We start from the raw sequence: 13,762 nt of genomic DNA on the forward strand, positions 1-13,762 counted from the left end.
GGCATGAGATTGAAGTCGTACCTGCATCAAATCAACCCGATCCTTTCCACCCCGAATGCGGCGCGGCGCTTGTTGCGCATTTTCGCGCTGGTGTTGCTGATCGGCATCCTCGGCGGGGTCTATAACTTTCTGTTATTCACCTTCACCAACGAACTGTCCCGGCGGCGCGGCTACATGAGCAGCGCCATCGCCGAAGCGCATACCTTTTTCACCACTCGCGAGGCGTTGCTCGAAAGCCTCAGCCTGTCGGCCACGCGCAAACCCGCCACCACACCACCGGCCTCCGATGAAGAGATTCATCTGCTGCTGGGCAACACGCCCGGCAAGCAGTGGCGTATCGGCCTGACCCAGCGCATGCGTGATTACCTGGAGGACAAACAGGTCAACCTCATCTACGTCAGCAGCGGCACCGATGCAAACGTCAAGCGTCTGTACACCGCAACACCGATGCCAAAGAACTTTCCTCAGGCCATGCTCAATCGCCTGGAGACGCTCAAGCGCGAGAACGCCCCCGCACTTGAAGAACTGTGGCTGACACATCAATCGGCCCGGCATTCACAGCTGTACATTTTCATTCGCCTCGACGAGCGCGACACGAGTTCCGGCTGGCTGGGACTGGAAATGGACGGCCGCAAAGTCTCCAACGCGCTGAACGATCAGAGCGCGGGTGAGTTCATGATGTTCAACGCCCAGGGCATGTTGCTGTTCACCAATAGCCAAAGCACACGCTTGAGCCAGAATCTTTTGCAGCTTCAGCGTGAAAACTTCTTTGGTCTGGTCGGCGAAGGCTGGTTGCCCGATCATCTGGTGATTCGCAAGCAACTCAAGTCATCGGACTGGCAACTGGTGTACTCCATCGAATTGCGGGCCTTGCTCTCTGCGCTGGCATCGCAACTGATCGGCGCCCTGCTGTTCTGCCTGCTGAGTATCAGCCTGGTATGGCTGTTGATCCGGCGCATGGAACATCGCTTCATCAAACCGACGATCCACCGCATCCAGGCCGTGGTCGAAAGCGAACTGTTCAGCCGCGACGTGATCCAGACAGCCCCGGTGGCACTGTGTGTTTTGCGCCGCACCGACGGCCAGGTGGTGCTGGAAAACACCCTGTCCCAACAATGGCTGGGCCAGGGCGATGAACGCGAGCAACTGTGTCCCGAATGGATTCGCAGAGCCTTCAATGGCGAAGCACCGCCCCTCACCGACTACTTCGAAACCGCCGATGGCCGCCATCTGTATCTGAGCTGCGTGCCCACCCGCTACAAGGGTGAGGACGTGTTGCTCTGCACCTTCAGTGACATCAGCGCGCGCACCCAGATCGAAGAAGCGTTGCAACAGGCACGCCAGCTCGCCGACGCCGCCAATGATGCGAAGACGTTGTTTCTGGCGACCATGAGCCACGAAATCCGCACACCCCTGTATGGCGTACTGGGGACTCTTGAATTGCTGGCGCGCACCACCCTGGATGTGCAGCAACGCGACTACCTGCGGGCGATCGAGGGTTCATCGGCGACGCTGTTGCAATTGATCTGCGATGTGCTGGACGTGTCGAAAATCGAAGCCGGGCAACTGGCGCTGGAACTGAGCGAGTTCTCCACCCTGCAACTGGTGCAAGAGGTGATCCAGGGTTATGCCGCCGCGGCACGGGGCAAAGGCTTGCAGTTGTATGCCTGCCTGGACCCGCAACTACCGGAACGGGTCATTGGTGACCCCACGAGAATCCGCCAGATCCTCAATAATCTGCTGAACAACGCCGTCAAATTCACCGACTCCGGGCGGGTGGTCCTGAGGGTCAGGCTGCTCTGTCGCGAAGGCGAGCGTGCCAGCCTGCAATGGCAGGTCTCGGACACCGGCAAAGGCGTCACCCAGGACGATCAGGCGCTGATCTTCAACCCCTTCTATCAGATCGACGGCAGCACCAATGTGGTGGCCGGTACGGGGCTTGGCCTGCCGATCTGTCAGCGCCTGACCCACTTGATGAATGGCAGCATCCGCATGGTCAGCGAGTTGGGACTGGGCAGCAGTTTTTCCCTGGACCTGCCACTGGAAGAACCCTCGGGCAGCGCAGTACAAACGAATCTGAAAGGATTGCTGCAGGAGATCGTCTACGTGGTGTCGCCAATCCGCGAGCTGGCCGAAGTCATCAGCGGCTGGCTAAGACGCTGGGGCGCACGCCCGCAGATCGGCCACCCTCCGCGTCAGGGTTCGTCCTCCCAGAGCATCCTGATCGAGTTGCACCCGGGCGCGTTCGAGCAACGCCTTGAATCCGAATGGACCGGCCCGCTGGTGCTCGCCACTGGTGACGGCAGCCACGAGCCGCAGATCATGTCCGGTGGCTGGAAGGTCAATCTCAACGACCTGCACGCCATTCACCAGGCGGTCAGCCTGGCACAGGGATTGTGGGTGGCAAAACCTGCAACACATGCCGATCCACAGGAGCTGAAACGGCTGAACCTGCACATTCTGGTAGCCGAAGACAACGTCATCAATCAATTGATCCTGCGTGATCAACTGGAGGAACTCGGCTGCACCGTGGTGCTGGCCGCCGATGGCGAGGAGGCGCTGTCGCTGTGGCGCGACGGACCGTTCGACATCATCCTCAGCGACGTCAACATGCCGCGCCTCAATGGCTACGAACTGGCCCGGGAGCTACGTCGCCTGGGCTGCACCCTTCCCATCATCGGCGCCACCGCCAACGCCTTGCGCGGAGAAGCGGCCCAATGCCTGGCCGCCGGCATGAACCACTGTCTGGTCAAGCCGTTCACGCTGCAAGCCCTGTTCAATTACCTGGTGCCTTATGAAAGAGCTGCCCATGAAGCGCTGTAGCATCCTGATTGTCGAAGACCATCCCTTCCAGCATTTGTACTTGCAGCACCTGTTCAGCGAACTGGGTGATTTTCATCTCGAAGCGGCACGCGATGGCGCAGAAGCGCTCGCCCGTCTGCAACGACGTGAATTCGATCTGGTACTGACCGACCTGCTCATGCCCGGCATGGATGGCGTGCAGTTCATCCAGGGGCTGGCCGCCCTGCACGCCCGACCGGCCCTGGCAATCATGAGTGCGACCTCCCGGCGCATGTTGATGGGGGCCAGCCTGGTGGCGCGCAATTCGGGGGTCAAGGTCATCGGACTGATTTCCAAACCGGTGAAATCCACGGCCCTGCGCGACCTGACCGACCAGCTCATGGGTTTGCGCCAGGCCACTCAGCCACTGCCCGTTCCGGGCATTGAGCGCCAGGCCATTCTTGACGCCCTGGGCAATGGTCAACTGCAAGCCTGGTTTCAACCCAAGAAAGCCCTCGCCAACGGGCGCATCGTCGCCGCCGAAGCCCTGGTGCGATGGATGCACCCGGAACACGGCTTGATGCTGCCGGGCCTGTTTCTACCGGCGCTCAAAGCCTTCAATCTGGAGGAACACCTGCTGTGGCACGTATTGGGTCAGGCGATCGAGGCGCAGGCCCGATGGCGCGATCAGGGGTACGACATTCCAGTGTCGATCAACCTGCCCACGCACCTGCTCAACAGCCATGACCTGACCGACCGGATTCTCGAGTTCGTGCACGCCCATCATGGGGTACCGGGAAAAATCTGCTTTGAACTGATGGAGTGTTCGGTGCCACAGGACATCAGCAACTTCTACGCCGGTGCCTGCCGGTTGCGGATCATGGGATTCGGCCTGTCTCAGGATGATTTCGGCAAGGGTTACAGCTCCTACATGAACCTGGTGTCGACGCCTTTTACCGAGCTGAAGATTGACCGGGCGCTGGTTCAGGGCTGCAACGAGAACGAGGAACTGGCCCAGGCACTGACCAGCATTGTCGCCCTCGGACGGCAGTTGGGCCTGACCGTGGTCGCCGAAGGTGTGGAAACCGCGCAAGAGCTTGCTCTGTTGCGTAAAATCGACTGCACTCAGGTTCAGGGTTTCCTGATCTCCCATGCCGTGTCCCCGGATCAGTTCCAGCAGTTGTTGACCCATGACGGTCCGGCTAGCACCTATTGACCCTCAGACACGTGCGTTCCAGCGTCTCTTGCTTCGAGGTCTCAGTGCTCAACCGCTTTGCGCTCATCGGTCGCGTGGCCGTGCGATGAATCATCCCAACGCCATTTTCGACAAACTGGCCAACAGTTCGCTGCGCCTGAACAAAGGCCTGACCGTACTGTGCGCAACCGTCATGCTGCTGATCGGAATCAGCTATTGGGGCGTGCAGCGCACGCTCGAAGAGCAGCACGACACGGTGCGATTCCACTTTGCGCGGTTGCTGGAGAATCTGCACGAACAGGAAGCCTTTCTCGAAACGCTGTCTGCGCACAGCGCCGAGGGCGGCATGTTGACCTCGACGGTTATCCCTATGTCGCTGCAACAGGCAATGCCTGACGAGGGGCCTGATATCTACCGGGGCCAACAGCATTCCTTTTCCCTGCCCTTCAGTGTGAAGGTCGATCCGCACAAGATCGCCCCCAGTCAGCACCTGAAAGTCTTCAACCTCGGTGCGCACCTGGCCGATCACTACAGCGCCTTCTGGTCGGCCTCGCATTTTCAGTCACCGCAAGTTGTCCTGTTCAACGTCCCGGACAACTTCGACATCGCCGTGCCCGCCGCCGGGCGTCTGCGCGGTGAGGGCCAGATACAGGGCGGGGAGTTTGTCGGGGTAATGAAGCAGTTGCTGCAACGACTGCACGATGCCAACCCAAAGCCCTTGGATAACCGGGTTCACTGGGTGCAATACAATGCGGCGGAGGGTGACAGCGCCAAGGCGTCCGTGCTCGGTTACGTCAACATCGACTTGTCTTCGGCCCCGATGCATATCGAGGGCGCCAGCTCCTGGGTGGTGGTCGCTTCACTGTTGAACCTGGCTCAGGTCAACAACATCGAACGCATCATGCAATGGTCGATCTACGACCACTTCACCCTCATCGCCCCCTCCGGTGAAGCGCTGATCGGTGCGATAAAACCTGATCTGAAGATTGATGAAGGACTGAACTTCAACCGTGACGGGCTGGTGTTCAAAGTCTCCAGCCCGGGCGAACGGCACTGGTCGGGGATTTACGTCATCAGCCTGAAAAGCTTCCTCAACTACGCCCTGTGGCCGTTGCTGGCGTTGTTCGCGTTGCTGTTGGCGGGGATTGGCGGTGGCCGGGCGTTCAATCGCTGGTACAAGCGCCGCGTGGTGCTGCCTGCCCACCGGGCCCACGAAAGCATCGCCGAAAGCGAAGCGTTCAGCCGCACAGTCATTGATACGGCACCGGCCGGCCTGTGCGTCATCCGCCGCAGAGACCATGCCGTGTTACTGGAAAATCGCCGCGCCCAGCAATGGCAGGACAGCACCAAACTGATCACGGTACTCAATCGTCAGCACGATCTCATCCGTTCCGGGCAGACCGACCTTGAGATCGATGGCCGTCACCTGCATGTCGACTTCACCTCCACCCGTTATCAGGGACAGGATGCCTGGCTGTGCGCAATCCATGACGTCACCCGCCTGGTCGAAGATGCCGCCGCACTGGAAGACGCACGCAAAGCCGCCGATTCGGCCAACGCGGCCAAAACCCGGTTTCTGGCGACGATGAGCCATGAAATCCGTACGCCGTTATACGGTGTGCTGGGCACCCTCGAACTGTTGGGGCTGACCCCGCTGGAACCGCGTCAGCAGCAGTACCTCAATACCATCCAGCGGTCTTCCGCCACCTTGTTCCAGTTGATCAGTGATGTGCTGGACGTGTCGAAGATCGAGTCCGGGCAAATGACGCTGGAAGACCAGGATTTCTGCCCGCTGGAACTGACCGAAGACACTTTGCGCACCTACAGTGCCTTCGCCGAAGCCAAGGGGCTGCAACTCTACGCCTGCATGGATGCCAGCCTTCCGGACCGGGTTCGCGGTGATCCGCTGCGCATTCGGCAAATCCTCAATAATCTGTTGAGCAATGCCATCAAGTTCACCGACAACGGTCGGGTCGTTCTGCGGGTCCGGGTGCTGGAGCGCAGCGCCGGTGACGTGAGCCTGCAGTGGCAGGTCAGCGATACGGGCATCGGTATTTCCCAGGCCCAGCAAGTGCAGTTGTTTGATCCGTTCTATCAGGTCCGCGATGCCTCCAGTGAAGCGGGTGCGGGGCTGGGCCTGGCGATCTGCCGGTGGCTGTGCGACCTGATGGCGGGCCAGCTCAAAGTGGTCAGCGAGCCTGGGCTGGGCAGCAGTTTTTCCCTGCAACTGACACTGGAGTGTCTGCCGGGAGAACTGGCCGATTGCCCCGAATTCACGCCGGGAACTCCACCGGTTTATGTCCGTGCACAGGCTCAGGAACTGGCGCAGCACCTCTGCGCCTGGCTCAACCGCCTGGGTGCGGACGCCCGGGTCGTGGGTGGCGACAGTCAACCCGCCACGGCGTCGGCGCTGTTGGTGGATATGCTGCCGATTGGCAATGAAGCCCCCTGGCCCGGCCCACGGATCATCGCCACCGCAGGCGCCCGCAAAGCGCCGTCGGGCACCACGCAGGATCGGGAAGTCGACGCCAACGATGTCCGCGCGATCGCCCGGGCCGTGAGCCGTGCGCTGCACGGTGCGGATGTTCACCAGCCACTTTTACTGCCCGAAACATCGGCCGATCTGAATCTGCGGATCCTGGTGGCCGAAGACAACCCGATCAATCAGGCGATCATCAAGGAACAACTGGAAGCCCTGGGCTGTTCGGTAACAGCGGCCGACAACGGAGAACAGGCACTGGCCCAATGGCTGCCCGGGCTGTTCGACCTGGTGCTGACTGACGTCAACATGCCGATCATCAACGGCTATGAACTGGCCACAGCCTTGCGCCAACGCGGCGCGGACCTGCCCATTATCGGTGTCACCGCCAATGCCCTGCGCGAGGAAGGCGAACGTTGTGCCGCCGTGGGCATGAACGCCTGGCTGGTCAAACCTCTGAACCTGCAAACATTGCGAACGCAGTTGATCAAACACTGCAAGAAGCCCGTGGCCGCGCATGCCGACAGCGCTCCGATAGTCGAGGCCCCCTCCTCGACTGAAGCGCCTGTGCAATTGTCAGCGAAAATGCAGGAGCTCTTTATCCGCACCCTGCAACAGGACATGCAGGACATCCGCACAGCGCTGAACCAGGAAGAGGCTGACCGCACGGCACAAAAACTCCACAGCGTCGCCGGCTCACTGGGGGTCATTCAGGCCAGCGCCCTCGCCCAGACCTGCGCCCTGCTGGAATGCCGACTGACCGGGCACAAACTCACCCCGGCCCTGGCGCTGGACGTTCACCAGGTTCTTGAAGACCTGAACGCGTTGTTGGCGACATTCAAGTAACCTCCCCCTTATTTACCCAACGACACCTTACGGACACCTGGTCATGGAAAAACTCAACGTTGTCATCGCGGATGATCACCCCATCGTGTTGCTGGGAGTGCGCGAACTCGTCGAACGGGACGAGCATTTCAGCGTCGTGGGCGAAGCCATCAGTTCGGACGGGCTGATCAAGCTGCTCGAAAGCCAGCCTGTCGACCTGGTCATCACCGACTTCAACATGCCTGCGGACTCCCCCTATGGTGATGGTCTCAAACTGGTGGAGTACCTGAAGCGGCACTTTCCCCATGTGCAGATCCTGGTGCTGACCATGATCTCCAATCCGCTGATCCTGACCCGCCTGCATGAGCTGGGCGTCCTCGGGGTCATCCAGAAACATCAGTTGCACAACGAAATCGAAGTCGCACTCAAGGCTGTCGCCAGTGGCAGGCCCTTCCGCAGTGCGACCCCAGAGCCGGTTTCGGTGATCGAGTCCACCGCCGACCTGGACGAACGCTTTGCCCGACTATCACCCAAGGAGCATGAAATCCTGCGCCTGTTTGTTGCAGGCCAAAGTGTCAGCGACATTGCCCGTGGCCAGAACAGAAGTGCCAAGACCATCAGTACGCAAAAGATCGCCGCAATGCGCAAACTTGAAGTCAGCAGTGATCAGGATTTGTTGGCTTACTGCATCGAGCGCAAACTTTTCAACTAACGAACCGTCATCAGCGACTGTTGATTCATGGGCATTTCGTGAATCTAAGGATCGTCTGATTTTTTCATCTGAACAGCTTTCGTATCGTGGCAGCGCACTTTAACGCTGCACTTCAAACACATACGGAAATCAGAATGAAAAAGTTCACCCTGGCATTTTTGACCCTGTCGATCCTGAGCGCCACCGGCAATGCATTTGCCGCCGACCCGGTCGTTCCAACCAAGGCCGGCTCCGGCACCATCAACTTCTCCGGCATCATCAACAACGACGCCTGCTCGGTTCAGAGCTCGGACTTGAACAAGACCATTTCCGTGCCGATGGGTGAAGTGTCGATCAAGGACATGGGCACCGCAGCCGCACCGATCGGCAGCGGTAAGCTCAGCGCCGAAAACTTCGACATGAAGATCACCTGCAACAAGGGCACCAAGGTGTCGATGATCTTCCAACCGAAAAAAGGCGCCGGCTCGGGCCTCGTCGAAGGCACCAAGGTGTTGAAACTGATCGACGGACTGGGCGCGGCGAAGAACATCGGTATCGCCCTGCTCGACGCCAACGGCGCGCTGATCGATCTCTCTTCGGACGCCACCGCCCACATCGAGAACACCCTGCAGGATGGCGGCACCACCCTGAAGTTCTCGGCTGCCTACGTCACCACCGGCCCGCTGGACACCGTTGTCGCCGGTCGCGGTGACGCCACCCTGCCGTTCGTTCTGCAATACGAATAACTCCGCGCAGACGTTGACCCCGGAGCGGGGCCCGGTGCCCCGCCTCTCTTTGGCAATCAATCGGTAATGATCATGTTGGTTCGTCCCCTTTCCTTTTGCCTGGGCCTCCTGGGCTTGCTCGTGGCTGCCCAGGCCAGCGCCGGTATCTCTTTGAGCGCCACCCGCCTGGTGTTCGACGGCAAGCACAAAGAGGCCGGCATCACCGTGCGCAATAACGGTGAAGACGTACTTATCCAGTCCTGGGTCGACCGCGACGGGTCCGAGACGGCCTCGGTGCCCTTCGCCGTGACCCCGCCGCTGGCCCGGGTGACCGGTAACGAACAGCAATTGCTGCGGGTGATCTACGAGGGCACCGGCATGCCGTCCGACAGAGAGTCGGTGGTCTGGCTCAATGTCCAGGAGATCCCCCAGGCTGCCAAAACACAAAACACGCTGCAGCTCGCCGTGCGCCAGCGCATCAAAGTGTTCTTCCGCCCGGCCGGGTTGAACGCCAACGCTTATCTGGCACCGACCGAACTGCAATGGGCGCTTGTGGAACGGGCAGGAAAAACAGCCCTGAGCATCAAAAACCCCGGTCTCTACCACGTGTCCATGGTGGATATAAAACTGCAGTCAGGAACATCAGCTGAAAAAGTAGTTGATTCATTGATGATCGCCCCGGGCGAGCAGAAAGAGTTCGCCATCCAACAACTGACAAACATCAAAACCGCCCACTTGTCGTTCACCAGCATCAACGACTACGGCGCGCAAGAGCGTTACGCCACAGCACTGGCCGGAAGTTCGACAGCGAAAGCCAGCCTGGCCAAAGAATCGCCTTAACGCGTCTGTTTAATTATCAGTCGTACATCAACCGTACTTCACTTCGCTCCGCTCAGTCATGCGTACCGGGGGTGATATAGGTCAATTGCATGTTTTTACTCACTCGCGACAGACAAGATCGTGGCGTAAACCACAGCTGGCAACTGGCAATTCCCTTATCACGCTTGAGCCCAACGCTGGCCATCATCATTGCGTCCTGCCTGCCCATCGCTGCGACCGCCGCCGAGCCTGAGCAAGAACCGCTCGACCAATTCAACACCGCGTTTCTTCAGGGCGCCCAGTCGTCCGTGGACCTGCAACTGTTGCTGTCGGCCAACAGCGTGCTGCCGGGCAATTACCGGGTAGATCTCTACAGCAACGAGGTGTTGGTGGGGCGTCGTGATATCGATTTTCGGCGCAATGCGAAGAACGGCAAGGTCCAGGCCTGTCTGACCCTGGACATGCTCCAGCAACTGGGCATCGACATGAAAAAACTCGAAGCGACCGGCAAGCTTGACCCCCTAGATCCGCACGCGTGTCATGACCTTCCCGAGCTGATCGACAAAGCCACTGTGCGCTACGACGTCAGTCGGCTGCGCCTGATGGTCAGCGTGCCGCAAATCGCCATGCAGCGCGGCATGCGCGGGTATGTCGACCCGGCGCTGTGGGATCAGGGTGTTTCGGCAGCCTTTATCAACTATCAGTTGAGCAGCAACCGCAACAGCTCCGATCACAGCACCACACTTTCCAATAACCTGGGATTGCGTAACGGGATCAACCTGGGCGGCTGGCGGCTGCGTAACGAGTCGAACTTCAGCAGCACCACCGGGCAACCGAGCACCTTCAAGAGCAACCGCAGCTTCGTGCAGCATGATGTGACGGCACTGAAGGGGCAATTCAGTGCGGGCGACATTTTCTCCGACACAGACCTGTTCGACAGCGTGCGTTATCGCGGCCTGAAACTGGCCTCCGATGAAGGCATGCGCGCGGACAGCGAACGCGGCTACGCGCCGATCATCCGTGGTGTGGCGGAAACCAGCGCCACGGTGGAGATCCGTCAGAACAACTACATCCTCTACACCGCCAACGTGCCGCCGGGCCCGTTCGAGATCAGCGATATCTATCCCAGCGGCTCCAACGGCGACCTGGAAGTGACCATCATCGAAGCCGATGGCCGTCGCCGAGTCACGCTGCAGGCGTTTTCCAGCCTGCCGATCATGGTGCGTGAAGGTCAGGCGAAGTACAGCGTCTCGGCGGGCAAGTACAACAGCAACAGCGAGGGGCTGACGTCGCCGCAGTTTGTCAGCAGCACGCTGGCTTACGGTATCAGCAGCAACCTGACCGGGATCGTCGGTGTCCAGGCCTCGGACAATTTCCAGGCGCTGGCGCTTGGTGCCGGGCGCAACACCCGTATCGGCGCTGTTTCGATCGACCTTACCCACTCGGCCAGCCGTACCCCCGGACAATCCACCCAGGGCAACAGCCTGCGGGCGTTGTATGCAAAAACGTTCACCGGGACCGACACCAGCTTCACCCTCGCCGCCTATCGATACTCCACCGAGGGCTATCGGACGCTCACCCAGCATGTCGAAGAACTCGGCACCGACAGCTCAAGACGCAGCGCCAACTCGAAAACCCGTACCGACCTGACCGTCAACCAGAGCCTGGGCCGTCAACAGCAATTTGGCAGTGTCTATCTCAACGCCAGCGATCAGCGCTACTGGAATCGCGGGGGCTCCCAGAGCCTCTCGGCCGGCTACAGCAACGTCTGGGGCGAGATGACGTACAACGTCGGCGCCACCTACACCAAGGATGTCGGTGATTTCGGTCCTTCGAACAACGACACTCTGGTCAATCTGTCCCTGTCATTCCCGCTGGGCTCCAGACCTCGGGCGCCTCGTGCCTTCGTCTCGGCCAGCACGCAGAAGGACAGCGACAGCACGCAGGTGGGCATCAACGGTTATCTGTCGGAAGACAGCGACACCTATTACTCGCTGCAAGGCGGCAACAGCAGCAACGGTGGCAACTCGGCCTCGGCCAACCTCAGCACCCGCACGTCCGTGGCCAACGTCAGCGCCGGCTACAGCCAGGGGCGTGGCTACACCTCGCAGAACCTCAACCTTGCCGGTGCCGTCGTGGCCCACGGAGGCGGGATCAATCTTGGGCAAACGGTGGGTGAAACCTTCGCGCTGGCTGAAGTGCCAGGCGTCGCCGGTGTCAAGATCGGCAGCTACAGCGGTGCCGAAACCGGGCGCAACGGCTTTGCCGTCGTGCCCAATGCGCAACCTTATCGGGTGAACTGGATCAGCCTCGATACGCGGGACCTGGGCGCCGACATCGAGATCGACAACGCGACCCGACAAGTCGTGCCAAGGCGCGGCGCCGTGGTGCTGGCCCGATACGCCAGCACCAGCGGCAGACGCGTGCAATTCGAGCTGTTCGATGCTCGACACAAACCCCTCCCGTTCGGCGCTGCGCTGGAAGACCGCGCCGGCAAACAGATTGCGATTTCAGACCCCGGCGGCAAAGCGCTGGCGCTGGTGGAAGAAGATGCAGCCACGCTCTTGATCAAATGGAATGGTCAGCAATGCACGGCCGCCTATTCGTTGCCGGAGCGCGACAAGTCCGTGAACTACGAGCGTGTGAGTCTGGTGTGCCAGCCGTGAACGGGCGAGGCTCATCGTTCGACGACTATCGGGCAGGATCAGGCAAGGAATCGATAGAAATGCACTAACGTGCCTTCGGGGCAGAACGGGAAGATGGCCCTTCGACCACCCCATCGAGGACGTTCCCATGCTAGTTCAAGCCTACGGTGCCCATGCGGGCGACAAACCCCTTGAGCCTATCCAGATCAATCGCCGCGCCCCTGCGGCCCATGACGTCCAGATCGACATCGCTTTCTGCGGCATCTGCCATTCCGACCTGCACCAGGTGCGCTCCGAGTGGGCCGGCACACAATTCCCTTGCGTACCGGGACACGAAATCGTCGGCCGCGTTTCGGCGGTCGGTGCCCATGTTTCCGAATACAAGGTCGGCGATCTGGTTGGCGTCGGTTGCATCGTCGACAGCTGCAAACACTGTGAAGACTGCGAAACCGGCCTGGAAAACTACTGCGACAGCATGATCGGCACCTACAACTTCCCGACCCCGGACGCCCCCGGCTGGACGCTCGGCGGCTACTCGCAAAACATCGTGGTGCATGAGCGTTACGTGCTGCGCATCCGACACCCCGAAGCACAACTGGCCGCCGTCGCACCGCTGCTGTGCGCGGGCATCACCACTTACTCGCCGCTGCGTCAGTGGAACGCCGGGCCGGGCAAGAAGATCGGCGTAGTCGGCATCGGCGGCCTGGGCCATATGGGCATCAAACTGGCCCACGCGATGGGTGCGCACGTCGTGGCGTTCACCACCTCCGAATCCAAGCGTGAGGCAGCCAAAGCACTGGGCGCCGATGAAGTGGTGGTGTCGCGCAATCCGGAAGAAATGGCTGCGCACACCAAGAGCTTCGACTTCATCCTCAACACCGTCGCCGCCCCTCACGATCTCGATGCGTTCCTGGTGCTGCTCAAGCGTGACGGCGCCCTGACACTGGTCGGCGCCCCCGCCTCACCGCATCCATCGCCGAACGTGTTCAACCTGATCATGAAACGGCGCACCATCGCCGGCTCGATGATCGGCGGCATTCCCGAGACCCAGGAGATGCTGGATTTCTGCGCCGAGCACGGCATCGTGTCCGACATCGAACTGATTCGCGCGGATCAGATCAATGAGTCCTATGAGCGGATGCTCAAGGGCGATGTGAAGTATCGGTTTGTGATTGATAACGCGACGTTGGCAGGCTGAGCGTCGGGCTCGACGAACGCGTTAATGTAACGACGAAAATCCCGGGCGCTTCAATGCCCCGGGATGACCGTTTGCCCAAAAACCGACTGTTGCCGAGATCGCTTCGCGACCGTTCATTTACCCAGATTCTGATTCATCAGATTGTCCAGTACCGGTTGTTGACTGGCGGCTTGCCAGTCGCGCCAATGCTTGCATCCCTCGACGTTGACTTCCGCTGCATGACTGCGCGCATCGCAGATCATTGCCCACTTTTGCCTCAAGGTCGGATATTTAATGAAGTCCGCCCGGGTGGGTGGCTCACAGCCGGATAACGTGGCGACCGACAGAATGGTGGCCGCGAGTTTCCAGGCGAGTGGATAGCTGCTGGCTGGCGTCATGACAATGAATCCCCCTTCCGGGAGACC

General features: G+C 60.2%; 9 protein-coding genes. 8 read left to right on the forward strand and 1 reads right to left on the reverse strand.

Annotation, left to right across the window (positions count from 1 at the left end; genetic code table 11):
• Positions 1-3 precede the first annotated feature (3 nt).
• The 8 genes from AC3WRD_RS26085 (at position 4) to AC3WRD_RS26120 (ending at position 13,358) form a co-directional block, all read left to right on the forward strand.
• On the forward strand, positions 4-2,823 hold the full coding sequence (locus AC3WRD_RS26085; RefSeq protein WP_102622175.1) for an ATP-binding protein: 2,820 nt from the start codon (positions 4-6) through the stop codon (positions 2,821-2,823).
• A complete protein-coding gene (pvrR, locus tag AC3WRD_RS26090) occupies positions 2,810-3,997 on the forward strand; it encodes a response regulator cyclic di-GMP phosphodiesterase PvrR (protein WP_096820625.1) in 1,188 nt (395 codons plus the stop codon). Before AC3WRD_RS26085 ends, pvrR begins: the two co-directional genes overlap by 14 nt.
• Before the next feature lie 85 nt (positions 3,998-4,082).
• On the forward strand, positions 4,083-7,301 hold the full coding sequence (locus AC3WRD_RS26095; RefSeq protein ID WP_102622154.1) for a hybrid sensor histidine kinase/response regulator: 3,219 nt from the start codon (positions 4,083-4,085) through the stop codon (positions 7,299-7,301).
• Between the two features lie 43 nt (positions 7,302-7,344).
• A complete protein-coding gene (locus tag AC3WRD_RS26100) occupies positions 7,345-7,992 on the forward strand; it encodes a response regulator (RefSeq protein WP_102622153.1) in 648 nt (215 codons plus the stop codon).
• A gap of 134 nt (positions 7,993-8,126) precedes the next feature.
• Positions 8,127-8,717: a fimbrial protein gene (locus tag AC3WRD_RS26105; protein ID WP_096820622.1), complete on the forward strand. Its 591-nt coding sequence runs from the start codon at positions 8,127-8,129 to the stop codon at positions 8,715-8,717.
• Between the two features lie 72 nt (positions 8,718-8,789).
• On the forward strand, positions 8,790-9,536 hold the full coding sequence (locus tag AC3WRD_RS26110) for a fimbrial biogenesis chaperone (RefSeq protein WP_102622174.1): 747 nt from the start codon (positions 8,790-8,792) through the stop codon (positions 9,534-9,536).
• A gap of 89 nt (positions 9,537-9,625) precedes the next feature.
• Positions 9,626-12,181: a fimbria/pilus outer membrane usher protein gene (locus tag AC3WRD_RS26115; RefSeq protein ID WP_096820621.1), complete on the forward strand. Its 2,556-nt coding sequence runs from the start codon at positions 9,626-9,628 to the stop codon at positions 12,179-12,181.
• Positions 12,182-12,308: 127 nt separating this feature from the next.
• The gene (locus AC3WRD_RS26120; protein ID WP_096820620.1) at positions 12,309-13,358 is read left to right on the forward strand and encodes an NAD(P)-dependent alcohol dehydrogenase; all 1,050 of its coding nucleotides are present in this window, start codon (positions 12,309-12,311) and stop codon (positions 13,356-13,358) included.
• 113 nt (positions 13,359-13,471) lie between these two features.
• On the opposite strand, the gene AC3WRD_RS26125 is transcribed toward AC3WRD_RS26120, so the two are convergent.
• Complete coding sequence (locus AC3WRD_RS26125) at positions 13,472-13,735, reverse strand: hypothetical protein (RefSeq protein ID WP_102622152.1); 264 nt, start codon at positions 13,733-13,735, stop codon at positions 13,472-13,474.
• Positions 13,736-13,762: the final 27 nt, after the last annotated feature.

This window comes from Pseudomonas sp. FW215-R2, from assembly GCF_058789255.1.

Coding starts and splice junctions, on each gene's coding strand:
- AC3WRD_RS26085 (WP_102622175.1), top strand. CDS start 4: ATGAGATTGAAGTCGTACCTGCATCAAATCAACCCGATCCTTTCCACC.
- pvrR (WP_096820625.1), top strand. CDS start 2,810: ATGAAGCGCTGTAGCATCCTGATTGTCGAAGACCATCCCTTCCAGCAT.
- AC3WRD_RS26095 (WP_102622154.1), top strand. CDS start 4,083: ATGAATCATCCCAACGCCATTTTCGACAAACTGGCCAACAGTTCGCTG.
- AC3WRD_RS26100 (WP_102622153.1), top strand. CDS start 7,345: ATGGAAAAACTCAACGTTGTCATCGCGGATGATCACCCCATCGTGTTG.
- AC3WRD_RS26105 (WP_096820622.1), top strand. CDS start 8,127: ATGAAAAAGTTCACCCTGGCATTTTTGACCCTGTCGATCCTGAGCGCC.
- AC3WRD_RS26110 (WP_102622174.1), top strand. CDS start 8,790: ATGTTGGTTCGTCCCCTTTCCTTTTGCCTGGGCCTCCTGGGCTTGCTC.
- AC3WRD_RS26115 (WP_096820621.1), top strand. CDS start 9,626: ATGTTTTTACTCACTCGCGACAGACAAGATCGTGGCGTAAACCACAGC.
- AC3WRD_RS26120 (WP_096820620.1), top strand. CDS start 12,309: ATGCTAGTTCAAGCCTACGGTGCCCATGCGGGCGACAAACCCCTTGAG.
- AC3WRD_RS26125 (WP_102622152.1), bottom strand. CDS start 13,735: ATGACGCCAGCCAGCAGCTATCCACTCGCCTGGAAACTCGCGGCCACC.